The organism is Deltaproteobacteria bacterium (assembly GCA_026712905.1).
Lineage (GTDB): Bacteria > Desulfobacterota > Binatia > UBA9968 > JAJDTQ01 > JAJDTQ01.
This window is the reverse complement of the sequence record JAPOPM010000062.1, coordinates 1-24,856: the sequence shown is the minus strand read 5'-3', so window position 1 is coordinate 24,856 and position 24,856 is coordinate 1. Positions and strand designations below refer to the sequence as shown.

Genomic DNA, 24,856 nt, shown 5'->3' with positions numbered 1-24,856 from the left:
CGTGCCGCCGACCGGCCAGGATTCGAGACCGTTGGAAGAAGCTCAAGGCAAGGAACTCCGAAGGACGCCGCTGCATGCGCGGCACAAGGCGTTGGGCGCGCGCATGGTGGAGTTCGCGGGATGGGAGATGCCGGTCCAGTACCGCGGTATCCAGGCCGAGCACGCGGCGGTGCGCTCCGGGGCCGGGCTCTTCGACGTGAGCCACATGGGGGAGTTGGAGGTGACGGGCGCCGGCGCTTCGCGGTTCTGCCAGCGGGTGACCACCAACGACGTCGCGCGCCTGCAGCCGTCACAGGCGCAGTACACGTTGCTGCTGAACGACCGGGCCGGCGTGATCGACGACCTGGTGATCTTCCGTCTGGAGGAGACGCGTTATCTGCTGTGCGTCAACGCCTCCCGCGCGGACGTCGATTTCAGGTGGCTGGTGGATCACGCGGACGACGATGTGACCGTGGAAAACGTCAGCGACGCCTATGCATTGCTGGCGCTTCAGGGGCCCGCCGCCGCCGGGATACTGCAACCGTTGACCGCGGCGGAACTTTCGGCCCTCGAGCCGTTCCATTTCGTGAACGGGGACGTGGGCGGAATCCGCTGCATCATCTCACGCACCGGGTACACAGGGGAGGACGGCTTCGAGCTCTACTGCGCCGCGGGGGACGGGGCCGCGTTGTGGGATGCTCTGACGGCGGCCGGCGACGTGGAACCGGCCGGCTTGGGCGCGCGCGACACCCTGCGCCTGGAGAAGGGCTACACGCTCTACGGCCATGAGCTCGACGAGACCACGACGCCGTTGGAAGCCCGGCTCGGCTGGGTCACCAAGCTCGACAAGGGGCCGTTCATCGGCTCCGAAGTGTTGGCGCGGAAGGAGCCGCTCACGCGGCGCCTGGCCGGGCTGATGATGGAAGAGGCGGGCATTGCCCGCCAGGGTTATCCGGTATGGCGCGAAGGGCGCGAAGTGGGACGGATCACCAGCGGCACCCTGTCGCCGACCCTGGGCAAGGCCATCGCGCTGGGTTACGTCGCGCCGGAGGCGGCGGTTCCGGACACCGAGGTGGAGGTGGAAATCCGCCGCAGGCGGGGGCGCGCCCGCATCGTCCGCGTGCCGTTCGTCCGGTAAACCGGCCGGCCGCGAAGGAGGAATCGATGGAGTACCCCAAGGGTGTGCGGTATTCGAGGGAGCACGAGTGGGTGCTGGTGGAGGACGAGGACGGCGCCGTCATAGGCATATCCGATTTCGCCCAGAACGAGTTGGGAGACGTGGTGTACGTGGAAGCTCCGGCGATGGGGGAGACGATCAGCAAGGACGATCCGTTCGGCGCGGTGGAGTCCGTGAAGGCGGTGTCGGACCTCTACGCGCCGGTGAGCGGCACCGTGGTCGAGGTCAACGATGCGCTCGCGGACACTCCGGAGCTTGTCAACGAGGACCCCTACGGCGAGGGGTGGATCATCAAGGTGACCATGTCGGACCTCAGCGAGCTCGACGACCTCATGACCGATGAGGAGTACAAGGAGTACTGCGAGGGGCAACCGGACGACGATGAAGACGGCGCTTGACGCAGGACACTAGAGCATGGAGGAGCCTGCCGTGGACCCGACAGACCACAGGAATTCGTTTCGGGAGCTGTTTTCGTCACGGCACATCGGCCCCGGCACGGCGGAAGTGCGGGAGATGCTCGCCGTCCTGGGCCTCGATTCCCTCGAAGATATGGTGCGGCGGGCCGTGCCCGAGAATATCCGTTTCCCGGACACGCTGGACCTGCCCGAGCCCCTGACCGAAGAGCAGCTTCTGCGCGCGGCGCGCGCCATCGCCGCGGACAACCAGCCCGCCCGCTCCTGCCTCGGGATGGGCTACTACGACTGTTACACGCCCGCCGTCATCCTGCGGAACATCCTTGAGAATCCGGGGTGGTACACCGCCTACACGCCCTACCAGCCGGAGATCTCCCAGGGGCGCCTGGAGGCGCTGCTGAACTTCCAGACCATGGTCACCGACCTGACGGCCATGGACATCGCCAACGCCTCCATGCTCGACGAGGGAACGGCGGCCGCCGAGGCCGTGTTCCTGGCGTTGAACGCCGAGAAACAGGGGCGGCGTAAGCTCTTCGTATGCGAGGACGTCTTTCCCCAGACCCTGGAGGTGGTGGGCACGCGCGCCCACCCCATCGGCGTGGAGCTGGTGAGCGGCGCCGCCGGGGCCGATCTTCCGGCGGACGCGTTCGCCGCCTTCATCCAGTATCCCGCGGCGAGCGGCGCCATCCCCGACCTCGACGGATTCCTGCGGCGGTGCCGCGCGGGAGGGCAGGTGGGCATCGTCGCCACCGACCTCCTGAGCCTTTGCCTGCTCACCCCGCCGGGTGAGATGGACGCCGACGTGGTGGTCGGCAGCGCGCAGCGTTTCGGCGTGCCCATGGGCTTCGGCGGTCCCCACGCCGGCTTTCTGGCCACCCGCGAGCGCTACAAGCGCATGATGCCGGGCCGCTTGGTGGGGGTGTCCCGGGACGCCCACGGCGAGCGCGCCCTGCGGCTCGCGCTGCAGACCCGCGAGCAGCATATCCGGCGCGAAAAGGCCACGAGCAACATCTGCACCGCGCAGGTGCTGCTGGCGGTCATGGCATCCATGTACGCCGTCTATCACGGTCCCGCGGGTCTCAGGAACATCGCCGAGCGGGTGCACCGGCACACGTCCTTCCTGGCGCAGCGGCTCCGCGCCGCCGGCTTTTCCCTGGTCGCCGACAGCTTCTTCGACACGCTGCGCGTCGATGCCGGCGCGGAGGGTGCCGGCGCGATCCAGCGCGCGGCGGCGGAGCGCGGCATCAATCTCGGGCGGCCGTCCGAGGGCCGGTTGCACGTGTCCCTGGACGAGACCACCGCCGTGGAGGACCTCGGCGAGTTGCTGGAAGCGTTCGGCGCGCCGCCGGCGGATGAAGACCTGGCGGCGGCGGTTGCGCGGGAAGCGCGCGTGCACCTGCCCGACGAGTGCGTGCGCCGCAGCGGTTACCTGGAAGCCGAGGCGTTCAACCGCCACCATTCCGAGACCCGGATGCTGCGCTACATGGCGGAGCTCCAGGCCAAGGATCTGAGCCTGGCGCAGTCCATGATCCCGCTCGGCTCGTGCACCATGAAGCTCAACGCCACCACGGAGATGATCCCCGTGACCTGGCCCGAGTTCGCCCGCATGCATCCCTTCGCGCCCGCGGACCAGACCCGCGGCTACCGGCGCCTCATCGCCGAGTTGGAGGGGTGGCTCGCGGCCGTTACGGGCTTCGCGGCGGTGTCGGTCCAGCCCAACGCCGGTTCCCAGGGAGAGTACTCGGGCCTGCTGGTGATCCGGAAGCACCACACCGCCAACGGCCAGGGGGGGCGCGACGTCTGCCTCATCCCCAGTTCCGCCCACGGCACCAATCCCGCCAGCGCGGTGCTGGCGGGCATGCGCGTGGTGGTGGTGGACTGTGACGAGGACGGCAACATCGACCTGGACGACCTGCGCGCCAAGGCCGACCGTGTCGGCGGCGAGCTCGGCGCCCTGATGGTCACCTATCCCTCCACCCACGGCGTGTTCGAGGAGGGGATCACCGAGATCTGCCGCATCGTCCACGAGCGCGGCGGGCAGGTCTACCTCGACGGCGCCAACCTGAATGCGCTGGTGGGGCTGTGCCAACCGGGGCGCATCGGCCCGGACGTGTGCCATCTGAACCTGCACAAGACCTTCTGCATCCCCCATGGCGGCGGCGGTCCGGGGGTCGGCCCGCTGGCCGTGGCGGAGCACCTCAAGGGGTATCTGCCTTCCCACGGGTTCGTGCCCGAATGCGGTCCGGCCGGCGGCATCACCGCGGTGTCGTCGGCCCCTTGGGGCAGCGCCGGCATCCTGCCGATATCCTGGGCGTACATTGCCATGATGGGCGCCGCCGGCCTCACCCGCGCCACCGAGGTGGCGGTGCTCAACGCCAACTACGTCGCGCACCGGCTGTCGTCGGGCTACCGCATCCTCTACCGCGGCAAGAACGGCATGGTGGCCCACGAGTGCATCGTCGACGTGCGCCCGTTCAAGGCGTCGGCCGACGTCACCGTGGAAGACGTGGCCAAGCGGCTCATGGACTACGGCTTCCACGCGCCCACCATGTCCTGGCCGGTGGCGGGCACGCTGATGATCGAACCCACGGAGAGCGAGTCGCGCGAGGAGCTGGACCGCTTCTGCGACGCCATGCTGACCATCCGCGAGGAGATCCGCGAGATCGAGACCGGCGCCGCGGACCCGCGGGACAACGTGCTCAAGAACTCGCCCCACAGCGCCGCGCACCTCTTGTCGGACGACTGGCCGCACCCGTATTCGCGAGACAAGGCGGCGTTCCCGCTGGAGTGGGTGCGCCGGCGCAAGTTCTGGGTTCCGGTTGGACGCGTGGACAACGCCTACGGCGACCGCAACCTGGTATGCACTTGCGCGCCTGTTGCCGCGTACGCGTAGCGGCCACGCCACGGAAGCAGGTCAATGGACGATCCCGCACGCCGCGCCGGCGTGACCTCACGGCAGGCACCGTGGCACCTGTCAATCACACCGGTTTTCGGCTAGAGTGAGGGCATCATGTTTGGCTTGGGTATATGGGAACTGCTGATCATCCTGGTGATCATCCTGGTGCTCTTCAGCCGCAGGCTGCCGGAGCTCGGCCAGGGGCTCGGCAAGGGGATCAAGAGCTTCCGCAAGTCGCTCCACGAGCCGGACGAGATCGACGTCACCGCCGCCGAGAAGGGCGAGGGCGACGGTTCCAAGAAAGACTGAGGGCGGGCGGTCGCTAGGCGGCGCCGCCGTCGGCCGCGAGCACCCGGCAACTGAAGGATGCCACCGCTGCCTCGGGCTTGGGAAAGACGATCGTGAAGTCCGCGGATCCGTTGGGCGGGATGTGGTAAGCACTTTGGGGCTTGAGGCTCTGCAGCAGCGAAATCTCGCGCAGGCTCATGTCCTCGATGATCTTGGCTGAAATGGCGTTGCCCACGAAGGTCACCTGCCGCCCCACCTGTTTTCCTTCCGCATCGAAGAGTTGAGCCTCGATCTGAACCTGGCGGATGCTCTGGTCGTTCCGGTTGACCAGCTTGCCGGAGACCACGAAGACCTCCGTCTGGTTCAGGACCGGGCGAACGCCCGACACCAGCGATTCGAAGATCAGCGTGCTCTGGTAGTGCTTGTTGTCGAATACGGCCGCGCCGTACCAGGGTATCCGCCGCACCAGGCTGTCCAGCGGCTGGGGATTGATCATGTGGATCAGCGTCACCAGGCCCGCGGCGAACAGGATAAGGCCGATGAGACTCACGAAAGGCACGACCGAGCCCTTGGTGTTGGACAGCGGCGGCGGCGGAGTTGCCCGTTCGGGTGGCATCAGGAAGTCGTCGTCGATCTCGAAGTCCGGCCGCGGGCGGTCCGGCTCCGCATCCGTGGCTTCCGAGTCGCCCTCCCGCTCCAACGTGTGTAACAGGGGCTCGTCCAGCAGCGGATCCTCCGCGGGATCGGGGTCGAACTCCGGGTAGGGGAGCTCCGGGTTGCGCGACGCGGTATCGTCCGTGTCGAACTCCCTGGCGTCTTGTTCGGGAGGCTGGGCCGGCGGGTCGACCGCCGGCGCCGCTTCGGCCTCGTACTCCAGGTCCTCGACGCCTGCTGCCTCGAGGACATCATCGTCCGCGGCGCCGGGTTCGTCGCCAAGCTCCTCCGGTTGAACAACGGCGGATGCGTCGGCTTCAAGATCGCCTTCCGCCGTGTCGCCGGACGGGTCCGGCGCGCCGCTCGCGGCTTCGGGAGCCGCGTCGGACGCCTCTTCGTCCAACTGCAGGCGCACGTGCACGGTGAAGACGTGCTTGCACCGGGAACAGCGGAAGCTTGGCTTGGGCGCGTCGAGGACGCTGCCGTCCACCTTGTAGGTCGTGGAACAATTGGGACAGCGAATGATCATAGCGTTCAGGTACGTTGCGCGCGCCGTGTCACGGGACTCCGCTCGGGCGCCGGGCCCGGTTCGCGTACGTCAGATGGAAAAGTCCACGTTGCCGACGTCAAGGCGTTCCTTCCAGGTGGTCCAGAGGTTTGTGGTCATGTAACGCGCGCCGAAGTCGGGGAACACCGCGACCACGGTGCCGTGGGTCAGTCGCCGGGCGATGTCCATGGCCGCCACCATGGCCGCGCCGGAGGATTGTCCCACCAGTAGCCCTTCCTCCAGGCTCAGCCGGTAGACCATCTCGTAGGCGTCCTCGGTGGACACGGGGAGTTTCACGTCCAGCTCGTCCTCCTGGAAGATCCCCGGAACGATGGAGGTGGCCATGTGCTTCAACCCTTCGAGGCCGTGCAACTCGGAGTCGGGCTCGGCCGCGATCACGCGGATGCGCGGGTCGCGCTCCTTGAGGAAGCGTCCCGCTCCCATCACCGTGCCGCCGGTGCCGATGCCGGCGACAAAGTGGGTGACCCCCCCGGCGGTCTGCCGGTAGATCTCGGGGCCGGTGGTCTCGTAATGGGCCCGGCTGTTCAGCGGGTTGAAGTACTGGTCGGGCTTGAAGTACCCCTCCGGGTCCTCCGCGACGATCTCGCGGCAGAGACGGATGGCCCCGTCGGAGCCCTCCAGCGGATCGCTGTAGACGATCTCCGCGCCGAACAACCGGATGATGTTCTTGCGTTCCTCGCTCACGTTGGCGGGCACCACCAGCCGCACGGGGTAGCCCAGCGCCGCGCCGATCATGGCGATGGCGATACCGGTGTTGCCCGAGGTGGACTCGATGATGGTTCGGCCCGGCTTGAGCCGCCCGGTGTCGATGGCGTCCCGGATCATTCTGAGGGCAGGGCGGTCCTTCACCGAGCCGCCGGGGTTGAATCCCTCGAGCTTGGCCAGCACCCGCACGCCCCGGGACAGCCCGCGGGTGACGCGCCGGACCTCTACCAGAGGCGTGTTGCCGACCAGTTCCACGATGCCGTCGACCTTGCGCGGCCGGCGCGGCGGAGAGGCGGCGTCCTGGTTCAGTGCGGCGAGCATGGGGGCGTGCCGGGAACCCGCTAGCGGCCGCCGGCGATGGCCGGGACGATGGATATGCTGTCGCCGTCCTTCAACGCGGTATCGACGTTCTGGAGAAAGCGGATGTCGTCGCCGTTGACGTAGACGTTCACGAACCGGCGCACCTTGCCGCCTTCGTCCATGATGCGCTCCTTGATGCCGGGGTGCTTCTGCTCCAGATCCTCCAGCATGGCCTGAACGGTGTCGCCGTTGACGTCGACTTCGTCCGATCCCTGGGTGAATTTCCTCAAAGGCGTGGGTACGCGTACACGAACACTCATGAAAGGACCTCCCTCTCGATCAGGATAAAACCCGATTCCGACCTTTTCAACACATGCGCGGCGCGCTTATCCCGCCTTCGCGTCCGGCCGCGGTTCCCGCGTCAGCCCGTCGTACAACTCGTCGAAGTTGCCCAGGTCGGCGTCGATGCTGTAGGGCCGGTCGATGATGTGTGCGACCGTTTCGATGGTCTTGTAGCCGTTCCCGGTGATGGAGATGACGATGGATTCGTCGCGCGGGATCCGTCCCTGCTCGATGAGCTTCTTCGTCACCGCCACCTCGGTGCCGCCCGCGGGCTCGGTAAAAATGCCCTCGGTGGAGGCCAGCAGCCGGATGCCGTCGAGGATCTCCTCGTCGGTGACGTCCTCGCCCCATCCGCCGGTCTCCTTCAATGTCTGGATGACGTAGTAGCCGTCGGCCGGATTGCCGATGGCGATGGAGGTGGCGATGGTGTCGGGCTTCACCGGGTCGACGACGTCGGTCCCGCGCTTGAGCGCGTTGATGATGGGCGAGCAGCCGGCCGCCTGCGCGGAGTAGATGCTGCACGGCTCGTCCGGGTCCACCAGCCCCACCTTGCGCAGCTCCTCGAACCCCTTGCCCAGCTTGGGCAGGATGGTGCCGCCCGCCGAGCCCACCACGATGTGACGCGGCAGCTTCCAGCCGAGCTGCTCGGCCACCTCGAAGGCGTGGGTCTTGGCGCCCTCGGAGTAGTAGGGCCTGAGATTCACGTTGACGAACGCCCACTGGTACTTGTCGCCGATCTCGCTGCACAGCCTGTTGACGTCGTCGTAGGTCCCCTTGATGGCGACGGTGCGCGGGCCGTAGATGGCGGAGCCGACGATCTTCCCTTCCTCCAGTCCCTCGGGGATGAACACGTAGCAGTTGAGCCCGGCGGCGGCGGCGTGGGCCGATACCGAGTTGGCAAGATTGCCGGTGGAGGCGCACGAAACGGTCTCGTAGCCGAACTCGATGGCCTTGGAGATGGCCACCGAAACCACCCGGTCCTTGTATGAGAAGGTCGGGTGGTTCACCGAGTCGTCCTTGAGGTACAGCTCGTCCACGCCCAGCGCCGCGCCCAGGCGGTGCGCTCGGATGAGCGGCGTGAAGCCGGAGTAGAGGCCCACCCTGGGCTCGTCCTCGATGGGCAGCAGCTCGCGGTAGCGCCACAGGTTCCGCGGGCGCTCGGCGATCTTTTCCCGGCTTATGTTCCGGCGAATACCGTCGTAGTCGTACATCACCTCCAGCGGGCCGAAACAGTCCTCGCACACGTGCAAGGGGGCCGTGGGATACACCCGGCGACACTCCCGGCATTGCAGTCCTTGAACAAAGCTCATGCGTGACTCCTTTGGGAAGCCGGCGCTCCGGCGCCGCAGGCCGTGCAGCGCGGGTTCGGCGGCACGGGTACGTTGCGAATCTCCATGGTTTTGGCGTCGTAGGTCAGGAGCCGGTTCACCAGCAAGTGGTCTTCCAGTCCCACGATATATTTCACGGCCTCGGTGGCCTGGATGGAGCCGATGGTCCCGGCCACCGCGCCGAGGATGCCGGCCTGCTGGCAGCCGAGCACCTCGCCGGGCGCCGGCGGCTCCTCGAAGAGACAGCGGTAGCAGGCGCTCTCCGGCGGCACCACCGTCATGGTCTGTCCCTGGAGGCGGACGATCCCGGCGTGGGAGTAGGGCTTGCCCAGGGCCACGGCCGTGTCGTTCACCAGGAACTTGGTGTCGAAGTTGTCGCTGCCGTCGATGATGAAGTCATAGGGGTCCATCAACTCTGCCGCATTCTCCTCGTCCAAGCGCACCGCGTGCACCTCCACGTCCACCTCGGCGTTGAGGTCCAGCAGCCGGGACCTGGCCGACTCCACCTTGCGCCGCCCCCGATCGGCCGTGGTGTGGAGGATCTGGCGCTGCAGGTTGGACAGGTCCACGGCGTCGCCGTCGACGATGCCGAGCCGCCCGATGCCGGCGGCGGCCAAATAGAAGGCCGCGGGACTGCCCAGTCCGCCCGCTCCCACCACCAGCACGCTCGCCTGGCGCAGGCGGATCTGCCCGCCGCCGCCCACGTCGGGGATCATGATCTGCCGGCTGTAACGCTCGACTTGCTCAGGGCTCAGACGCATGGACCGAGGCCTCCAAAGGGAACTCCCAACAATCTGTCAGACGACACCAGGACAAAAAAAAACCTCTCCCAAGATGAGAAGAGGTTTTCTCCTCACCTTATCTGTCCCTTGCGGGCCGGAATTAGCACCTGCGTCCCTTCCGGGAACACGGTTGCTGTGGCTTCGACGGGCCTGTCCCTCCACCACTCTGGATAAGGTGTCCAGCTACTTTGATCAGTTCCTGTGTTTCTACCCTATTTCTCCTCGAAAGTCACGCCGCGGGCGGCGGTACATAAGCGGGCGGATCTCCGTCCGTCGCCCAAGCCGGTGAGGAGGCCACCCGTCAGTTCATGGAACAGGCTCCCGGTCCCCTGGGGTCGCCGCAGGAGCCGCAGCCCCCGGCCGCCGGCACGGGGTCATTCGCGGCCGCGTTGACGGAGAACACCGAGAGCAGCCGCTCGAGCTGCCGGCCGTTGCAGGATGGGCACACGGGCTTGGCGGAGCCCAGGACCAGATCCTCGAACTCGTGGCCGCAGCCCTTGCACTGGAATTCATAAAGAGGCATGAGGTGTTCTCCTTTCGGCGCAGAACCCGTTCCGTACCGGCGGCGTCAGCGGCCAGGGGCGGCGGGTACTGCAAATATACTCCACCGCGCGGCGGCGGCAACCCCCCGCGCCGGAGCGGGAGCCGTGTCGGTCGTGCCTCCGACGGAACCGACCTGCTTTAGCGTGCCCGGCTGCACCGCGCCGGATCCGGAACGCGAAATCCGACACGTTTGCCAGGAGGATAATATGCTGTTTCTCAACAACGACGATGTCGCGCGCGTCATCGACATGCCGCTCTGCCTGGACGCCCTGGAAAGCCTGTTCCATGAGCTGGCCAGGGGCGACGCCGTGGGCATGGGGCGCATGGACATGTACGTGCCCTCGGAACAGGAGTCACCCTACCACCGCCTGGCCCTCATGGTCGGGGGCAGCCGCAAGGACGGCTACGCCTGCATCCGCATCATCTCGGACATGGTGAGCTGGCCCGTGGAGCGGGGCCATAGACGCGAGAACAAGTACGCGCGCGAGCCCGGCACCTGGTGCGGCCTGCTGCTGCTCTTCAGCACGCGAGACGGGACCCCGGTGGCCATGATGAACGACGGTCGCCTCCAGCACGACCGCGTGGGCGCCGGCGCCGGCCTCGGAGCCAAGTACCTGGCGCGGGAGGACAGCCGCACCGTGGCGATGATCGGCTCCGGCGGCATGGCCCGGAGTTATCTCGACGCCCTTTGCCGAGTGCGTCCCATCGCGAAGGTGTCGGTGTTCAGCCTCAATCCCGCCAACGCCCGGGGGTACGCGGAGGAGATGCGGGAGCGGCACGGGATCGAGGTGGAGGCAGCCCCGGACGCGCGCACGGCCGTGCGCGGCGCGGACATCGTGTGCTGCTGCGCGTCCGCCATCGAGCCGGTGTTCTTCGCCGACTGGCTGGAGCCCGGCGTGACCGTCATCGACGTCAACCGGAACTCCGTGGAGCCGGGCTTCCTCCAGGCCGTGGACGTGGCGGTGCGCCCCGGGGACGCCACCCCCTACCTGGAGAACCTTCCGTCCGAGGCCTTCTACGCCCGCGGCGGCTACCTCGGGTACGTGGCCGGCCAGGAGGAGGAGCGGGCGCTGGTGCCGCGGGTGAACCTGACGCGCGAGATCGTGGACATCCCCAAGCTGCCGGACCTCATGAGCGGCCGGGTCCCCGGCCGCACCCGCCCGGAGCAGACCGCCTGGTTCATGAACATCGGCGCCATCGGCCCGCAATTCAGCGCCGTCACCGGCGCCGTCTACGAACGAGCCCGCGACGCCGGCCTCGGCCGCGAAATCCCCACCGATCTGTTCCTGGAGAATATCAGGGCCTGAGGCCTCGGGGGAGGGGGGCGTGCACGCCGGTAGGGATACGTGATTCCCGCGCAGCAAGCCGTGTCGAGACTTGGCTTGGCCACAAGACGGAACCGCCCTACGAATCGTCATTCCCGCGAATCACGCGGTGTCAAAACGTCGTCCGGACAAGAATTGGCGCCAACCCCCCGGATTCGGCGCCAACCCCCCGGATTTGTCATTCCCGCGGAAGCGGGAATCCAGGGGTGGGGAGGCGGGGAAACGCCGCTGTAGTGCCCCACCACCGCCCCTGGATTCCCGCTTCCGCGGGAATGACGAATCGAGGGGGCTCTGCCTCATCAGTATTGCCCCAGCCGCTTCCGCGGGGACGACGAATCGAGGCGGCTCTGCCTCATCAGTATTGACACAGCCAGTTCCGCGGGAATGACGATCCGGGGAGTCGTTCGCGCCGCGCGGTCATGGCTTCGCAAGCGTGCGTTCCAACTTGAGAAACTCGTCCATCCGCAGCACTTGGTGATACTCGTCCAGGGAGGCCATTTGTCCGCGGTGGCTTTGGGTCGTGCCTTCCGCGTGCAACGAAGCGAAGACGTTCCCAACGGTCTTCACCAGTGTATACCGGACCGCTCCGGGGAACAGCGCCAGTTTGAACCCCTCCGCGGCCGCGTCGCATACGTTCAGGCGCGACGCCGGAAGCGTTTCGTCCATGTTCACCACCAGCGGACCGGGAACGCGGCGGCGGATCTCGCGCAGTTCCTCGACGGCGCCGGGTACCTGCGCGAAGACCGCGTCGGCGCCGGCCTCGTGGTAGGCGCGGCCGCGCCGGATGGCTTCCTCAAGCCCGCCCGAAGAATAGGCGAGCGTGCGCGCGACGATGACCGTGTCGGGGTCCCTCCGCGCCGCGCACGCCGCCGCGACCTTCTCCACCATCTCTTCGGTCGCTACCAGCGGGTGTCCTCCCGCGAGCAACCCGCAGCGCTTGGCGGGCGTTTGATCCTCGATCTGAACCGCCGCCGCCCCCGCGTGCTCCAGCGCGGCGACGACGCGATGCACCTGGAGCGGTCCGCCGAAACCCGTGTCCGCGTCCACCAGGAGCGGCATGCGCAGCACGTGGCTCAGGTTGCGCACGTGCGCGATGAGCGCGTCGGCGGAGAGGAACCCGAGGTCGGGAAGGCCGAGCAGGCTGGCGGTGGTGGCGTTGCCGCCCAGCAGCGCCACCCGGAAGCCCGCGCGTTCCGCGAGCAGCGCGGTCAAGGCGTCGTGAACGCCGGGAACGCTCAGGCAGCCGTCCTCGGCCATTGCCTCCCGAAGCCGTGCGGCGGTACTCATGTCGTGGTCCTCCTTGATCGTTCGACCATCCGGGTGGTTGCCGGTATGATTCAGGAACCCGCGCCGGCGCGCAAGTGAACCGGGGCTGCTTGCCGGCACCCAGAGACATGAAGATTACCGCCATCGACATTCACCCCCTGCGGATTCCGCTGAAGGGCGTGTTCCGCAACGCCCACGACGTCAAGACCCACCAGGACAGCATCGTGGTGCGCGTGTGCACGGACGAGGGTCCGGCCGGTCTGGGCAACGTCGATCCCGATCCCGGCCACTCCGAGGAGAGCTTCGCCGAGATCCTGAAGGCGGTGCGGATGCTGGCGCCGGGCCTTGTGGGTCGCGATCCCTTGAACATTGCCGCGGCACTGGATCTCATGGAGCGCGCCCTGCCGCGCCATCTGGACGCCAAGGCCGCGCTGGAGATGGCGCTTTTCGACCTCAAGGGCAAGGCGCTGGACCAGCCGGTGCACTCGCTTTTGGGAGGACGGCTCCGGGACGAGGTGCGGCTCAACGGCTGGATCGGCATGCTGGCGCCGGACGAGGCCGCGCGGGACGCGATGGGCTGGCGCGATGCCGGTTTTCGCTCGGTGAAGATCAAGCTGGGCTCGGGGGTGGAAGCCGACCGCGACCGCGTGGCGGCGGTACGCGGCGCCGTCGGACCGGAGATGCAACTGCGGGTGGACGCCAACGAGGCTTACGGCGTGGACGAGTCCATCCGGCTTGGCAGGGCGCTGGCGCCCCTGGACGTGGCGCTGCTGGAACAGCCCGTGGCCCGGTCGGACTACGCGGGTCTGGCGCGGGTGCGGCGCGCCGTCGACATGCCGGTGATGGCGGATGAAGCCATTGTCGGCCCCGAAACCCTGGTGGAGGTGATCCGGAAGGAAGCCGCCGACATCGTCAAGGTCAAGGTGATGAAGCAGGGCGGCATCACCCGCACCGTGCGCATGGTGGACATGGCCGAGGCCGCGGGCATCCGCTGCGTCATCGGCCACGGTTTCGGTCTGACCCTCAACACGCTGGCGGAGCTGCACGTGGCCGCAAGCTGCGCCAACGTCATGGAAGGCTGCGAGTCGGTGGGTCCGCTCAAGATGGGCGGGGACGTGGTGACCCGGCCGCTCGACGAGAGCGGAGGAAGGGTCTCGGTCCCGGACGCGCCGGGACTCGGCGCCGAAGTCGATTCATCGGAGTTGGAGCGCTGGAGCGCGCCCGCGCCAACGATACTTCAAGGAGGTACATCATGAACCAAACCGTCGGATCGAAGTTCCCGGATCTGGCTCTCGACGACCACAACGGCAAGGAGCTGAAGCTGTCCGAGATCACCGAGGGCAAGTTCCCGCTCATCGTGGTGTTCTACCGGGGCTATTGGTGAGGGAAGTGCGTGGTGCAGTTGCGCCACTTGGTTGTCCTTCAGGAAGAGCTTCCCGTCAGCTACAGCCGGGTGGCCGCGGTCAGCGTCGATCCGCCCAAGGTGAACGGCGCGCTCAGGGTCGGTCTGGGCGCGACGTTCCCGTTTCTCAGCGACCAGGAGTTCAAGGCCATCGAGGCGCTGGACATCGTCGACACCACGGACAAGCGGCACGGGACCCTGGCGATCCCGTACGCCTTCTCGCTGTTGCCGGACCTGTCGGTTCACCGCATCTACAACGGCTGGTACTACGTCGGCCGGCCCACCAACGAGGAGCTGCGGGCGGACATGCGCGCCATGACCCAACAGTGCCGGGCCGACTACGACCCACAGGCGTAAGCTCAGCGTTCGTTCCGGACCGGCCGGGGGCTCCACGGTACGCGTGAGGCCGATGCGCTTCGGGGCGACAGGCCGGCGACGGGCTCTTCAAGGGGGTAAGCCATGGCGGTCATCGATGCCGATTGCCACGTCATCGAGTGCGAGGAGACCTGGGAGTACATGGAGGGCGAGGACCGGCGCTACCGGCCGCGCATCCTGGCAGCGGCGGACCAGTCGGACCCGCTGCGACGCAACGACTTCTGGCTCTTCGACAGCAACCTGGAGCCCAAGCGGGCGTTCCCACCGGTCTCGTCGGGCACCACCCCGGAGTCGTCGGAGCTGACGGACGTGGAGGCGCGTCTGCGCCACATGGACGAGTTGGGCACCGATATCCAGGTGCTCTATCCCACGACCCTGTTGGGTCTGGCCACGCTGAGCCGTCCGCGCACCCAGGCCGCCATGTGCCGCGCGTACAACCGCTGGATGGCGGACATCTGGCGCCGGGGCAAGGGACGGCTCCGTTGGGTGGCGACGCTGCCCCTGCTGACCATGGACACGGCGTTGGATGAGTTGCGTTTCAGCCGCGACAACGGCGCCTGCGGCTTCCTGCTTCAGGGACTCATGGGCGAGCACACCCCAATCGACGACTACTACTTTCCGGTCTACGCCGAAGCCAGCCGGCTCGACATGCCGGTGTGCATTCACTCGGGGCTCGTCAACCATGCCCTCGGCGGGCTCTTCCACTCCCGCGCCACGGCCTTGTGGATGGCCAAGGTGCCCATCATCACCGCGTTCCACGCCCTGGTGCTGAGCCGCGTTCCGGACAAGTTCCCGGACCTGCGCTGGGGCTTTCTCGAAGCCGCTGCTTCCTGGGTCCCCTACGTCATCACCGACCTGGGCGCCCGCCTGGACCGCACCGGCACCCGCAAGCTCGACGACAACGTGCTGCGGCGCAACCGCTTCTACGTGGCCTGTCAGACCGAGGAGGACCTGCCCTACATCCTGCAATACGCCGGCGAGGACCACATCGTCATCGGCTCCGACTACGGCCACGCCGACACGTCCAGCCAACTCGAGGCGCTGAAGATCCTCCAGGCGAACGAAACGGTCGCGCCGGACGCCCGCCGCAAGATAATCGACGAAAACGCCAGGGCGCTGTACGGGATCTGATTCGCCCTTGCTCGGTGGTCCGTCCACCCGTTTTGTGTTAATCCAGCGATATGATCCAGCCACAAGAAATTGAAGATACGCTGGGGCGGGTTTTCCCGGGTTGTGTCGTGCCGATGATCAAGGACCTGACCGGCGGGGGCGACCATTACCAGGTGGTGGTCGTGCATGATTCCTTCGCCGGCAAGGGCCTCATCGACCAGCACAAGATGGTCTACGAAGCGCTCAAGGACGAGCTCGGCGACGAACGTATCCACGCCTTGTCGTTGAAGACCTTCACCCCCGCGCAGTGGGAGAAGTTCGGCTCGTAGACACGCCTTGACGGAACGCCGGGCTTCCCGGTCCGCTCCGTTTCGGGAGGTTCCCATGCAGACCATCGACTCGGACGGCCACCTGCACGAGCCCTTCGACCTGTTCGACCGCCACATCGAAAAGGAGTTCCACGCCCTCCGTCCGCGCGTCGTCGATCTGCGCGACGAGGCCCGGGACCAGGGACGTTGGGTGGCCGAGGGGCGGGTGGTGCCGCGCATTCCCTTCTCGCGGGGCGTGGGCGGCGGCGGGTTCAACTATCCCACGCCGCGGCACAAGCAGATGAAGGCCCGCGACAATTCGCTGGACGACATCCCCGGACGTCTCGAAGACCTGGACCTGATGGGCGTGGACTACCAGGTGGTGTTTCCCACGGCCTTGGTGTGGATGTTCGACCTGGAGAACACCGAGCTGGCGGGCGCCGTGTGCCGCGCCTACAACAACTACGTGGCGGAGCAATGCTCCAAGGCCCCCAAGCGGCTCAACGCCATCGCCATGGTGCCGATCCAGGACCCGGCCGGCGCCGCCGAAGAGGCCAGGAGGGCGGTGCGGGAACTGGGTCTCGCCGGGGTGCTGCTGCCCGGCATGGCCGGAAACCGGCCGCTGCATTCCCCCGAGTACGAACCGTTCTTCGCCGCCGTGGACGAGCTCGACACCCCCATCGGCTTCCACGCCGTCACCGGCATGCACGACACCCCGTGGGCCGACTGCTTCACCGACTTCTTCTCCACCCACGTCACCGCCATGCCGTTCTCCATGATGGTGGGCATGATGTCGGTGGTGCGCATGGGCATCCTCGCGCGCTACCCCAACCTGCGCTGCGCCTTCCTGGAGATCGGCGCCACCTGGTTCCCGTACTGGGCCTGGTGGGTGGGAAAGCACATTGAGCACGTCCGCGGACCGCGGGGCGACGGGCGGCACGAGGGCAACTGGGGCAGGGCGCCCTACACCCTCCCGGAGAGCATCCGGGAACCCATGGAGGACATCCGCTCCGGCCGCATCCTGTCGGGCTTCGAGGACGACGAGAACCTCCGCGCCGTCATCGACCAGGTAGGCGCCGGCTCGCTGATGTACGCCAGCGACTACCCCCACAGCGACATGGACTGGGGCCGGGTGGACGCCATCAAGAACAACGACTCCATCACCCAGGACGAGAGGGCGGCGCTGCTGGGCGGCAATGCGCGGCGGTTCTACAAGCTGGAGCTGGGATGATGCCGATCGGCGTCGTCGGTCCGGTGTTGCCGGAGGATTACTGGGAAAGCCTCGTTCCGCCGAGCGCCATCAAGGCGCCTCCGCCACCTTCCGAAACATCCGCATAAAGTTGCCACCCAGGATACCCGCCGCCTCGCTCTTCGAGAACCCCGCCGTTAGCAGCGCGGCAGCGAGGTCCGGCAGCTCGGCGTAGCTGTTGAAGGCCGTGTTGCGCAGGCCGTCCATGTCCGTGCCCACGGCGAGGTGCTCGGGGCCGACGAGGTCGGCGAGTTGCCTGAAACGCCGGGTCCACCCTTCCAGGCCGCCGCGGCCGGCGGGCCAGACGCCGATGACGCCGCCCGTGGAGGCGATGAGCCGCGCGTGCTCGGCGTAGATGAATCGCGTGTACTTGCGCGGCGTGCGGCGCAGCGCGGTGTGGCTCAGCATGATCGGTCCGGTGGTGATGTCCACGACGTCACGTGTCACCTGTTCCGTGGCGTGCGCCACGTCCACGATCAAGCCCAGGCGGTTCATCTCCCGGATGACCTGCGCCCCGAACGGGGTCAAGCCGTGGTGCCGGGGCTCTTCGGTCTGGATGTCCGCGACGGCGTTGATGTTGTAGTGCACGAGCTGGATGGAGCGTAGTCCCCGCTCGTGAGCCTCTTTGACGCGGTCGAGGCGTTGCTCCAGGAAGTCGGCGCCTTCCGCGGCGAGGATGGCGCAAGGCCGGCCTATTCGTTTGGCGCGCAGGACGTCGGCGGGACGCAACCCCCGCAACAGGCGGCCTTCGGCGAACCACGGGTCAAGCACGGCGAAACGGGCGTAGGTATCCCGATACGACTCTCCGGGCTCAAACGGTCGCTGCGCCCGGATCCTGCCGGTCTCCCGGTCCCGGCGGATGACAGCCCTGTCCGTGCTCACGCAGAAGAAGGCGGCGCTGAGCCCGCCCTTGCTCATTTCCAGGACACGCTGCTCCAGACCGGTATTGTCCCGGTGAAAACGGCCCGGGTGGGCGTGAATGTCCACCGAGGGGTGATGAACGAGCTGTTCCATTGGGATGTGTCACGCGCGCATACCATGACCCAAGTGACTTTGACAAGCCCGGAAGGAGTCGAGGCTTCGAGGGCATGGAGCACTTGACACCTGTCGGTTGTTCCGTCATATTTACGGTGAAAATAACGGAATCATCGACATGTATCCTCGTATTCTCGACCTGCCCGAAAGGAGTTTCTTCCTGTTCGGGCCCCGGGGGACCGGGAAATCGGTTTGGCTCGAGCAACGTCTTGGCCACGCCGCCTTGAGCATCAATCTCCTCAAGTCCAGCGAGTATCTTCGATACAAGCGGGACCCGTCCATTCTCGCTCACGAGGTGGCCGCGTTGCGGGAGGATCAACCCTGGATCATCATCGACGAGGTGCAGAAACTGCCGGAATTGCTTGACGAGGTCCATTCCCTGTTGTTCGAGAGCGGGCACGGTTATCGGTTTGCTCTTTCCGGGTCAAGTGCCAGAAAGCTCAAGCGTTCCCACGCGAACATGCTGGCCGGACGGGCTCTGCTGAAGAGGATGTTTCCGCTAAGCGTTCTCGAGGTTGGCGAAGAGGTGAGCTTGCAGGACGTTCTGCGTTACGGGCAGTTGCCCTTGAGCGTGACGTCACCCGTCCGAACCGACAAGGTCGAGTTTCTGGACGCCTACGTGGAAACCTATTTGAAGGAAGAGATACAGCAGGAAGCGCTCGTCAGGAATCTTGACAGCTTTTACCGGTTGCTGTCCGTGGCCGGCCTGATGAGCGGGCAATTGCTGAACATCGCGAACATCGCGCGGGATGTGGGGGTCGCTCGGAGCACGGTCCAAGGCTACTTCAGCATCCTGGAAGATACGTTGCTTGGCTGGTACCTGCCTGCGTACCGCAACAAGGCCAAGGTCAAGGAAGTGGCTCATGCCAAGTTCTACCTGTTCGATTGCGGAGTGCAGCGGGCCCTTCTGGGCCGGCATCGGGACGAACCGTCGGCGGTCGAAACGGGAGCCCTGTTCGAATCGTTCGTGCTGAATGAATTCAGGGCGCTGAATTCGTGGCTGTCTCATGGTGCTCAGTTCTTCTACTGGCGCACGGAAGCAGGCAACGAAGTGGACCTGATCTGGAAGAGGGGGGAACGGGCGGCGGGGTTCGAAATCAAGTCGTCCACTGCTTGGCAGGAGAAGTTCAACAAAGGCCTGAATGTGCTCCTGCGGGCCGGTGACATCGAGCAGGCCTTCGGGGTGTACCGCGGCGACACGGTTCAGAAGGTTGGGAAGGTCACCGTGGTGCCGTACAGGATGGCCATCGAGATGGCTCGGGAGGGGGGATTTGTGTCGACGCCGTAAGCGCCGGACCCGCGTTCACGCCGCCAGACTGCCCATCAAGCGCCCGTAGCCCGCCACGCTTTCCCTGATGCGGATCAGCTTCAGCGCGTACCAGATGTAGGCTTGGCAACTGGTCACCACGGGCTTGCCGATCTCGTGCTCCAGGATCTCCACGTCCTCGATGGTGGGCCAGCGCGGGCACGGGATGAAGATGCCGTCGGCCTCCGGCGCCTTCTCGTAGAGGCGCTTGGCGATCTTGTAGGAGGCGTGCACGGGCAGGTCCGAGATGGCGGAGTTCTTGCGCACGCCGTAGCCCTCGATCTGCAGCACCTCGAAGCCGGAGGCCTCCAGGAACGCCTTCATGCGCGCGTTCAGGTCGTCCTCGTGCGGCGTGGCCACCACCAGGCTGCGGAGTCCCATGGCCTTGAGGGCTTCCACCTCGCCGGTGATGCCCGCTGTGACGGGAACGCCGGTCTTCTCGGTGAGCCTGCGCCCCATCTCGATGTCGCTGCCGTGGCCCAGCTTGGTGAAGAGCGGCGAGCCCCCCAGGATCACCACGTCGCAGCCGTTGTCCACCAGGTCCAGGGCGGCTTCCTCGATGCGCTCGAGCTGACGCTCGAAGTCGGCGTCCACCAGTTGCCGGATGGTGCCGGTGCTGTTGAGCAACTGGAACCCCGCGGGCAGCATTCGATAGAATTCATAGACGAGGGTGTCCCCGCGGGACGGAGCCACATGGCCTACACGCGCGCGCCAACCGTACATGATGAGCCTCCGCTACTGTCTGTCCTCAGACCGAGGTCGGCGCCCGTGGTTCCAGGCAGCGCTCGATCTCGGTGAAGACCTGGTTGAAATGCATGACCCGCATCACGCCGGGATGCGAAAACGACCGGTTGTAGGGATGGTGCGGCATCAGCACCCGGGCGTTCGTATTCTCGGCCACGTCCTGGCAGTTCTCGTAGTTGTCATCGACGAACAGCTTCACTCCGAGCCTGTCCACCACCGCCGACTTCTCCTTCTCCACCAGATGCACGTCGGGGTTGGTGATGCCGTGCCGCCGGAACCATTCCGAGGTGACCGCGTGGATGTCCCAGCTTTCGTGGCCGGTCCTGTGCGTGATGAACGAAAGCAACCCGCGCTGGTTCAGTTGCTCCAGCCGCAGCCACTGCTCGTCGCTCAGCAGCGAATCCAGTCCGTCCCAAAACCCGGGGTCCCGGCGCACGGCGTCGGAGCAGTCCCTCACGGCCTCCTCGGTCAAGACCGGATGCGCCGAAAGGCGCACGCTGCGGAGGGAGTCCGCCGGGATCGGCCCCTTGCCGACGCGCTTTTCCAGACGCACCAGAAAAGGAGAGAGAAAGTCGGCCACCACGCCGTCGATGTCCAGCCCCACCATGGTGCGCCAAAGCTTACGTAATCGACGGGTGCGCCGCAACGTGTGCGGCGCACCCGTTCCTTGACGAACCGCAACCGGTCGGATACAAATCACTTTTTCTTCAGGCACACCGCAACACCCGCTCGCTTTTCTCTGAATCGACCGGAGCTCGAAGCGCAGGACCGTCGGGTCGTCGGTAGCGGCGTCGCGTCTTTGCCGCGCACGGGCACGCTCACCGGAACAAGAAGCGCCGGGGGCGGTTGCGTTCAACAAGTCAGGAGAGGTCATGGCCAGAGTCGGTTTCGCACTGGGGTACGGGAAGTTCACCAACGTCCGGGAAATCGCCGATCTCATGCGGCGCGCGGAGGAAAAGGGTTTCGAGATGGGCTTCTTCTCGGAGACCATCGAGCTCATGCGCGACTCGGTGTCGGCCATGTCGGCCATGGGCCTGGCCACCTCGAAGGTGACGCTGGGGGCCACCCAGATCGTCCGCCTGCGCACGCCCATCTGCATGGCGCAGTCGCTGATGACGCTGGACGAGATGACCGGCGGGCGCATCACCTTGGCACCGGGCGCCTGCCCGCGAAGCCAAGCCCGGGTCCACGCCATGGAGCACCAGGATCCCCCTCAGGTGCTCAAGGAATACATCGAGTCCATGCGCTTGCTCTTCACCGGCGAGAAGGTGGACTACGAAGGCCAGTTCGTCAAGTTCAAGAACGTCGGCATCGGCTGGAAGCCCTTGCGCACGAACATCCCCCTCTACATCCCGGCCACCGCGCGCCCGGGCCTGCGGCTCGCCGGCCAGATCGGCGACGGCGTGGTGCTGAACGCGGTGTGTTCGCCGGAATACACCGCCAACGCCCTCAAGATCATCAAGGACGCGGCCGAAGAGGCGGGTCGCGACTTCTCCAAGTTCGAGGTGGCCCAGTTGATCAACTGCTCCATCGCCGACGACCACCAGAAGGCCCTGGACGCCATCCGCTGGGAGGTGGCCACCAAGCTCGATCCCGTCCAGCTCCCGTTCATCGCCCGTCCCAAGATGAAGGTGGGCGAGCCCTACATCCACGAGGAAGACATCCCGACCTTCGAGAAGGCCCACGCCGAGGGCGGCATGGAAGCGCTCATCAAGGCCATCCCGGACTCCTACGTGGAGGGAATGACCGCCAGCGGCACCCCGGACGAGGTCATGGCGCGCGTCCAGCAGTACCGCGACGCGGGCGTCAAGATTCCGTTGCTGCGGCCCGCGGCGGCGGACCAGACGGATGCCCTGATGGACCTGTTCGCCCAGTAGTCCATGTATCGCGTCGGCGTTGACATCGGCGGAACCTTCACGGACCTGCTCCTGGTGGGGGATGATGGCACCTCCTTCATCGGCAAGACCCTGACCACTCACGGAGACCCGAGCGTGGCGGTGGAAACGGCGCTGCGCGAGGGGCTGGAGACCGGCATCGTGGACCGCGCCGGGAAGGGCACGGTGGTGCACGGCACCACGCTCGTCACCAACGCCCTGATCGAGCGCAAGGGCGCCCTGACCGCGCTGCTTACCACCGAGGGTTTCCGGGACGCGCTGGAGATCGGCCGCGAGCACCGCTACGAGCTCTACGACCTCGATCTCGAGTTGCCCAGGCCGCTGGTGCCGCGCTACCTGCGCTTCGACGTGCCGGAGCGGGTGGTCGCGGACGGAACCGTGCTCAAGCCCCTGGATGAGGACTTCGTGCGGAGCCTGGTGGCGGAGCTCCGGGACAAGGGCGTCCGGGCGATAGCGGTGTGCTACCTCAACAGCTTCCGCAACGCCGTCCACGAGCGCCGCACGCGGGAGCTCATCGCCGAGGTGGCGCCGGATATCCGCGTGTCCGTGAGCGCCGACGTGGTGCCCGAGATCCGCGAGTTCCAGCGCACCAGTACCACCGCCGCCAACGTCTACGTGCAGGAGCGCGTGGCCGCCTATCTCCAGGAACTGCAACAGCGGCTGGACGGCCTCGGGTTCTCCGGCAGCTTCTTCGTGATGCTTTCGAGCGGCGGCATCGGCACCCCGGAGACGGCCGCCCGGTTCCCGGTGCGGATGCTCGAGTCGGGGCCGGCGGCGGGGGCGCTGGCGGCGGCCGCGCTGGGACAGCGCGCGGGCTATCCCGATCTCCTTTCCTTCGACATGGGCGGCACCACCGCCAAGCTGTGCGCGGTGGAGAACGGCTACCCGCTCAAGGCCCGGGAGTTCGAGGTGGACCGGGTCTACCGCTTCCGCAAGGGCAGCGGCCTGCCCATCAAGATACCGGTCATCGACATGATCGAGATCGGGGCCGGCGGCGGCAGCATCGCCCGGGTGGACGCGCTCGGTCTTCTGAAAGTCGGACCCGACAGCGCCGGGGCGGAGCCCGGCCCGGCGTGCTACGGCCGCGGCGGCACGGGCGCCACCGTCACCGACGCCAACCTGATCCTGGGCTACTTCGATCCCGACTACTTCCTCGGCGGCGAGATGAAGCTCGACGTGGACGCGGCGCGCAAGGTGTTGGGCGAGCTCGCCGAAAGGCTCGGCATGCGCGTGGAGGAGGTGGCCTGGGGCATCCACCAGATCGTCAACGAGAACATGGCCAACGCCGCTCGCGCGCACCTGGGAGAGCGCGGCAAGGATCCGCGGGAGCTGCCCATGTACGCCTTCGGCGGCGCCGGCCCGGTGCACGGCTGCCACGTGGCCGAGCTGCTGCACCTGCCCACGCTGATCTCGCCCATGGGCGCGGGGGTGGGCTCCACCTTCGGCCTGTTGGCGGCGCCGCTGGCCTTCGACTTCGTGCGTAGCGCCTACAGCCTGCTGGACGAGTTGGACTGGTCCTTTGTCAACGGGATGTTCGACGGCATGTGCGCGGAGGGGCGTGCCATCCTGGAGCAGTCGGGACTGGCACCGGACGAGATCGTCTACGAGCGTACCGCCGACATGCGCTACACCGGCCAGGGGCACGAGGTGTCCGTGCCCATCCCCGACGGGGTCCTCGACGCGAGCCACCTCGGCGCCATCACCGGAGCCTTCGAGCGCACCTACGAGCAGATGTATGGGCGCACCGTGCCGGACGTCGTGGTGGAGGTGATCAACTGGCGCGTGGTGGCGCGCGGGCCGGAGCAGCCGCTCGACTTCTCGACCCCGCGCGGACGGGTCGCCGGCAGCGACGCCCAAAAGGGCACGCGCCCGGTGTATTCCGCGCGCCGGGGCGAATTCGTCGACACCGCGGTGTACGACCGCTACGCGCTGACGCCGGGCATGGCCTTCCCGGGCCCCGCCATCGTGGAGGAACGGGAGTCCACCTTGGTGGTGACGGCCCGCGCCCGCGCGCGGGTTGACGACCATCTGAACGTGATCGTAGAGTTCGATTACTCGTAATCCCGTAACCTGCCGTCATGGAGCTTCTCCCATGAGCCAAGCCGCCATCGATCCCGTCACCCTCGAAGTCATCTGGAACCGACTCCTCTCCGTGGCCAACGAGCAGCAGGACGCGCTCATGCGCACGGCCTTCAGCACCATCGTGCGGGAGAGCCAGGACCTGGCCTGCGGCCTGTTCGACACTAAGGGCCGGATGGTGGCCCAGTCGGTCAGCGGCACCCCAGGGCACATCAACGCCATGGCCACGTCCATGGGGCACTTTCTGCGAGAGTTCCCCGCCGATACCCTGGCGCCCGGCGACGTGCTCATCACCAACGACCCGTGGCAGACCGCCGGGCACGTCAACGACATCACCATCACCACGCCCATCTTCCGCCGCGGGCAGCTCGTGGCGTTCTTCGCCAACACCTGCCACGCCGCGGACATCGGCGGCCGCATCCTTTCCGCCGAGGCGCGCGAGGTCTTCGAGGAAGGGCTGCGCATTCCCATCATGAAGCTCTTCCACGCGGGCGAGCCCGACCCCATCCTGCTCAAGATGATCCGCGCCAACGTGCGGCTGCCCCACGAGGTGGTGAGCGACTTCTACGCCCAGTCCGCCTGCAACGACGCCGGCGGGCGGGCGCTGATCGAGACCATGGACGAGTTCGAGCTGGACAGCTTCGATCCCGTGGCCGAGGAGATCATCAGCCGCTCCGAGAAGGCCGTGCGCGCCGCCATCGCCGCACTCGAGGACGGCGAGTGGGAAGGGGAGACCTGGAGCGACGGCTTCGAGGAGCCGATCTACATCAAGACGAAGCTGGAGGTG

At 66.8% G+C, this 24,856-nt stretch carries 25 protein-coding genes and 1 riboswitch; of the genes, 15 read left to right on the top strand and 10 right to left on the bottom strand.

The genetic code is table 11. The annotated features are described in order from the left end of the window. Positions 1-31: 31 nt before the first annotated feature. The 4 genes from gcvT to tatA all read left to right on the top strand — a co-directional run bounded on the left by gcvT (position 32) and on the right by tatA (position 4,774). On the top strand, positions 32-1,117 hold the full coding sequence (gene gcvT / locus OXF11_04705; protein MCY4486399.1) for a glycine cleavage system aminomethyltransferase GcvT: 1,086 nt from the start codon (positions 32-34) through the stop codon (positions 1,115-1,117). Between the two features lie 26 nt (positions 1,118-1,143). Then, complete coding sequence (gene gcvH, locus OXF11_04700) at positions 1,144-1,554, top strand: glycine cleavage system protein GcvH (protein MCY4486398.1); 411 nt, start codon at positions 1,144-1,146, stop codon at positions 1,552-1,554. A 31-nt stretch (positions 1,555-1,585) separates the two neighbouring features. Further along, positions 1,586-4,462, top strand: coding sequence for an aminomethyl-transferring glycine dehydrogenase (gene gcvP / locus OXF11_04695; protein MCY4486397.1), 2,877 nt, complete (start codon positions 1,586-1,588; stop codon positions 4,460-4,462). Positions 4,463-4,579: 117 nt separating this feature from the next. Then, positions 4,580-4,774, top strand: a complete 195-nt coding sequence (gene tatA, locus OXF11_04690) for a twin-arginine translocase TatA/TatE family subunit (GenBank protein MCY4486396.1) — start codon at positions 4,580-4,582, stop codon at positions 4,772-4,774. Positions 4,775-4,787: 13 nt separating this feature from the next. Here the strand turns inward: tatA and OXF11_04685 are convergent, their stop codons facing one another. The 6 genes from OXF11_04685 to OXF11_04660 form a co-directional block, all read right to left on the bottom strand. Next, positions 4,788-5,936: a zinc-ribbon domain-containing protein gene (locus tag OXF11_04685; protein MCY4486395.1), complete on the bottom strand. Its 1,149-nt coding sequence runs from the start codon at positions 5,934-5,936 to the stop codon at positions 4,788-4,790. Positions 5,937-6,005: 69 nt separating this feature from the next. Beyond that, the gene (locus OXF11_04680; protein ID MCY4486394.1) at positions 6,006-7,001 is read right to left on the bottom strand and encodes a cysteine synthase family protein; all 996 of its coding nucleotides are present in this window, start codon (positions 6,999-7,001) and stop codon (positions 6,006-6,008) included. A 20-nt stretch (positions 7,002-7,021) separates the two neighbouring features. Further along, positions 7,022-7,300, bottom strand: a complete 279-nt coding sequence (locus tag OXF11_04675; GenBank protein ID MCY4486393.1) for a MoaD/ThiS family protein — start codon at positions 7,298-7,300, stop codon at positions 7,022-7,024. Between the two features lie 66 nt (positions 7,301-7,366). Then, on the bottom strand, positions 7,367-8,632 hold the full coding sequence (gene thrC / locus OXF11_04670; GenBank protein ID MCY4486392.1) for a threonine synthase: 1,266 nt from the start codon (positions 8,630-8,632) through the stop codon (positions 7,367-7,369). Further along, positions 8,629-9,411, bottom strand: a complete 783-nt coding sequence (locus tag OXF11_04665; GenBank protein MCY4486391.1) for a HesA/MoeB/ThiF family protein — start codon at positions 9,409-9,411, stop codon at positions 8,629-8,631. Before OXF11_04665 ends, thrC begins: the two co-directional genes overlap by 4 nt. A gap of 94 nt (positions 9,412-9,505) precedes the next feature. Further along, positions 9,506-9,609, bottom strand: a riboswitch (SAM riboswitch). A gap of 124 nt (positions 9,610-9,733) precedes the next feature. After that, on the bottom strand, positions 9,734-9,955 hold the full coding sequence (locus tag OXF11_04660; GenBank protein ID MCY4486390.1) for a zinc ribbon domain-containing protein: 222 nt from the start codon (positions 9,953-9,955) through the stop codon (positions 9,734-9,736). A 226-nt stretch (positions 9,956-10,181) separates the two neighbouring features. Here OXF11_04660 and OXF11_04655 point away from each other — a divergent pair, with 226 nt between their 5' ends. Next, positions 10,182-11,282 carry an ornithine cyclodeaminase family protein gene (locus tag OXF11_04655; protein ID MCY4486389.1) on the top strand — a complete coding sequence of 367 codons (1,101 nt, stop codon included), beginning with the start codon at positions 10,182-10,184 and terminating at the stop codon, positions 11,280-11,282. 435 nt (positions 11,283-11,717) lie between these two features. On the opposite strand, the gene OXF11_04650 is transcribed toward OXF11_04655, so the two are convergent. After that, positions 11,718-12,587 (bottom strand): oxaloacetate decarboxylase, encoded by an 870-nt coding sequence (locus tag OXF11_04650; GenBank protein ID MCY4486388.1) that lies wholly within the window; start codon positions 12,585-12,587, stop codon positions 11,718-11,720. 107 nt (positions 12,588-12,694) lie between these two features. Between OXF11_04650 and OXF11_04645 the strand changes: the two genes are divergently transcribed. The 6 genes from OXF11_04645 (at position 12,695) to OXF11_04620 (ending at position 16,992) form a co-directional block, all read left to right on the top strand. Further along, a complete protein-coding gene (locus tag OXF11_04645) occupies positions 12,695-13,822 on the top strand; it encodes a mandelate racemase/muconate lactonizing enzyme family protein (GenBank protein MCY4486387.1) in 1,128 nt (375 codons plus the stop codon). Beyond that, complete coding sequence (locus OXF11_04640) at positions 13,819-13,950, top strand: redoxin domain-containing protein (GenBank protein ID MCY4486386.1); 132 nt, start codon at positions 13,819-13,821, stop codon at positions 13,948-13,950. The genes OXF11_04645 and OXF11_04640 overlap by 4 nt, the downstream gene beginning before the upstream one ends. Positions 13,951-13,962: 12 nt before the next feature. Then, on the top strand, positions 13,963-14,325 hold the full coding sequence (locus OXF11_04635) for a hypothetical protein (protein MCY4486385.1): 363 nt from the start codon (positions 13,963-13,965) through the stop codon (positions 14,323-14,325). 102 nt (positions 14,326-14,427) lie between these two features. Then, positions 14,428-15,474, top strand: coding sequence for an amidohydrolase family protein (locus OXF11_04630; GenBank protein MCY4486384.1), 1,047 nt, complete (start codon positions 14,428-14,430; stop codon positions 15,472-15,474). 50 nt (positions 15,475-15,524) lie between these two features. Beyond that, positions 15,525-15,782 carry a BolA family transcriptional regulator gene (locus tag OXF11_04625; protein MCY4486383.1) on the top strand — a complete coding sequence of 86 codons (258 nt, stop codon included), beginning with the start codon at positions 15,525-15,527 and terminating at the stop codon, positions 15,780-15,782. 55 nt (positions 15,783-15,837) lie between these two features. Then, complete coding sequence (locus tag OXF11_04620; protein ID MCY4486382.1) at positions 15,838-16,992, top strand: amidohydrolase family protein; 1,155 nt, start codon at positions 15,838-15,840, stop codon at positions 16,990-16,992. A gap of 69 nt (positions 16,993-17,061) precedes the next feature. On the opposite strand, the gene OXF11_04615 is transcribed toward OXF11_04620, so the two are convergent. Beyond that, a complete protein-coding gene (locus tag OXF11_04615; protein MCY4486381.1) occupies positions 17,062-18,024 on the bottom strand; it encodes a membrane dipeptidase in 963 nt (320 codons plus the stop codon). Between the two features lie 139 nt (positions 18,025-18,163). On the opposite strand from OXF11_04615, the gene OXF11_04610 reads away from it, so the two are divergent. Beyond that, a complete protein-coding gene (locus tag OXF11_04610) occupies positions 18,164-19,333 on the top strand; it encodes an AAA family ATPase (GenBank protein MCY4486380.1) in 1,170 nt (389 codons plus the stop codon). A 15-nt stretch (positions 19,334-19,348) separates the two neighbouring features. Here OXF11_04610 and OXF11_04605 read toward each other — a convergent pair whose 3' ends face one another. Further along, positions 19,349-20,074 (bottom strand): hypothetical protein, encoded by a 726-nt coding sequence (locus OXF11_04605; protein MCY4486379.1) that lies wholly within the window; start codon positions 20,072-20,074, stop codon positions 19,349-19,351. Positions 20,075-20,099: 25 nt separating this feature from the next. Further along, positions 20,100-20,702, bottom strand: a complete 603-nt coding sequence (locus tag OXF11_04600) for a hypothetical protein (protein ID MCY4486378.1) — start codon at positions 20,700-20,702, stop codon at positions 20,100-20,102. 265 nt (positions 20,703-20,967) lie between these two features. On the opposite strand from OXF11_04600, the gene OXF11_04595 reads away from it, so the two are divergent. From OXF11_04595 to OXF11_04585, 3 genes are all read left to right on the top strand, one after another. Next, positions 20,968-21,972: an LLM class flavin-dependent oxidoreductase gene (locus OXF11_04595; protein MCY4486377.1), complete on the top strand. Its 1,005-nt coding sequence runs from the start codon at positions 20,968-20,970 to the stop codon at positions 21,970-21,972. A 3-nt stretch (positions 21,973-21,975) separates the two neighbouring features. Further along, a complete protein-coding gene (locus OXF11_04590) occupies positions 21,976-24,051 on the top strand; it encodes a hydantoinase/oxoprolinase family protein (protein ID MCY4486376.1) in 2,076 nt (691 codons plus the stop codon). A gap of 31 nt (positions 24,052-24,082) precedes the next feature. Further along, positions 24,083-24,856: hydantoinase B/oxoprolinase family protein (locus OXF11_04585; GenBank protein ID MCY4486375.1), on the top strand; the 774-nt coding region annotated here is incomplete at its 3' end.

What these genes read in the sequence shown, in the direction of transcription:
- OXF11_04685 (MCY4486395.1), bottom strand. Translation starts at nt 5,936, where the DNA reads ATGATCATTCGCTGTCCCAATTGTTCCACGACCTACAAGGTGGACGGC.
- OXF11_04655 (MCY4486389.1), top strand. Translation starts at nt 10,182, where the DNA reads ATGCTGTTTCTCAACAACGACGATGTCGCGCGCGTCATCGACATGCCG.
- OXF11_04675 (MCY4486393.1), bottom strand. Translation starts at nt 7,300, where the DNA reads ATGAGTGTTCGTGTACGCGTACCCACGCCTTTGAGGAAATTCACCCAG.
- OXF11_04610 (MCY4486380.1), top strand. Translation starts at nt 18,164, where the DNA reads ATGTATCCTCGTATTCTCGACCTGCCCGAAAGGAGTTTCTTCCTGTTC.
- tatA (MCY4486396.1), top strand. Translation starts at nt 4,580, where the DNA reads ATGTTTGGCTTGGGTATATGGGAACTGCTGATCATCCTGGTGATCATC.
- OXF11_04630 (MCY4486384.1), top strand. Translation starts at nt 14,428, where the DNA reads ATGGCGGTCATCGATGCCGATTGCCACGTCATCGAGTGCGAGGAGACC.
- OXF11_04625 (MCY4486383.1), top strand. Translation starts at nt 15,525, where the DNA reads ATGATCCAGCCACAAGAAATTGAAGATACGCTGGGGCGGGTTTTCCCG.
- OXF11_04590 (MCY4486376.1), top strand. Translation starts at nt 21,976, where the DNA reads ATGTATCGCGTCGGCGTTGACATCGGCGGAACCTTCACGGACCTGCTC.
- OXF11_04665 (MCY4486391.1), bottom strand. Translation starts at nt 9,411, where the DNA reads ATGCGTCTGAGCCCTGAGCAAGTCGAGCGTTACAGCCGGCAGATCATG.
- OXF11_04595 (MCY4486377.1), top strand. Translation starts at nt 20,968, where the DNA reads ATGGCCAGAGTCGGTTTCGCACTGGGGTACGGGAAGTTCACCAACGTC.
- OXF11_04615 (MCY4486381.1), bottom strand. Translation starts at nt 18,024, where the DNA reads ATGGAACAGCTCGTTCATCACCCCTCGGTGGACATTCACGCCCACCCG.
- OXF11_04680 (MCY4486394.1), bottom strand. Translation starts at nt 7,001, where the DNA reads ATGCTCGCCGCACTGAACCAGGACGCCGCCTCTCCGCCGCGCCGGCCG.
- OXF11_04660 (MCY4486390.1), bottom strand. Translation starts at nt 9,955, where the DNA reads ATGCCTCTTTATGAATTCCAGTGCAAGGGCTGCGGCCACGAGTTCGAG.
- OXF11_04640 (MCY4486386.1), top strand. Translation starts at nt 13,819, where the DNA reads ATGAACCAAACCGTCGGATCGAAGTTCCCGGATCTGGCTCTCGACGAC.
- OXF11_04650 (MCY4486388.1), bottom strand. Translation starts at nt 12,587, where the DNA reads ATGAGTACCGCCGCACGGCTTCGGGAGGCAATGGCCGAGGACGGCTGC.
- OXF11_04605 (MCY4486379.1), bottom strand. Translation starts at nt 20,074, where the DNA reads ATGTACGGTTGGCGCGCGCGTGTAGGCCATGTGGCTCCGTCCCGCGGG.
- gcvH (MCY4486398.1), top strand. Translation starts at nt 1,144, where the DNA reads ATGGAGTACCCCAAGGGTGTGCGGTATTCGAGGGAGCACGAGTGGGTG.
- OXF11_04620 (MCY4486382.1), top strand. Translation starts at nt 15,838, where the DNA reads ATGCAGACCATCGACTCGGACGGCCACCTGCACGAGCCCTTCGACCTG.
- OXF11_04645 (MCY4486387.1), top strand. Translation starts at nt 12,695, where the DNA reads ATGAAGATTACCGCCATCGACATTCACCCCCTGCGGATTCCGCTGAAG.
- thrC (MCY4486392.1), bottom strand. Translation starts at nt 8,632, where the DNA reads ATGAGCTTTGTTCAAGGACTGCAATGCCGGGAGTGTCGCCGGGTGTAT.
- OXF11_04600 (MCY4486378.1), bottom strand. Translation starts at nt 20,702, where the DNA reads ATGGTGGGGCTGGACATCGACGGCGTGGTGGCCGACTTTCTCTCTCCT.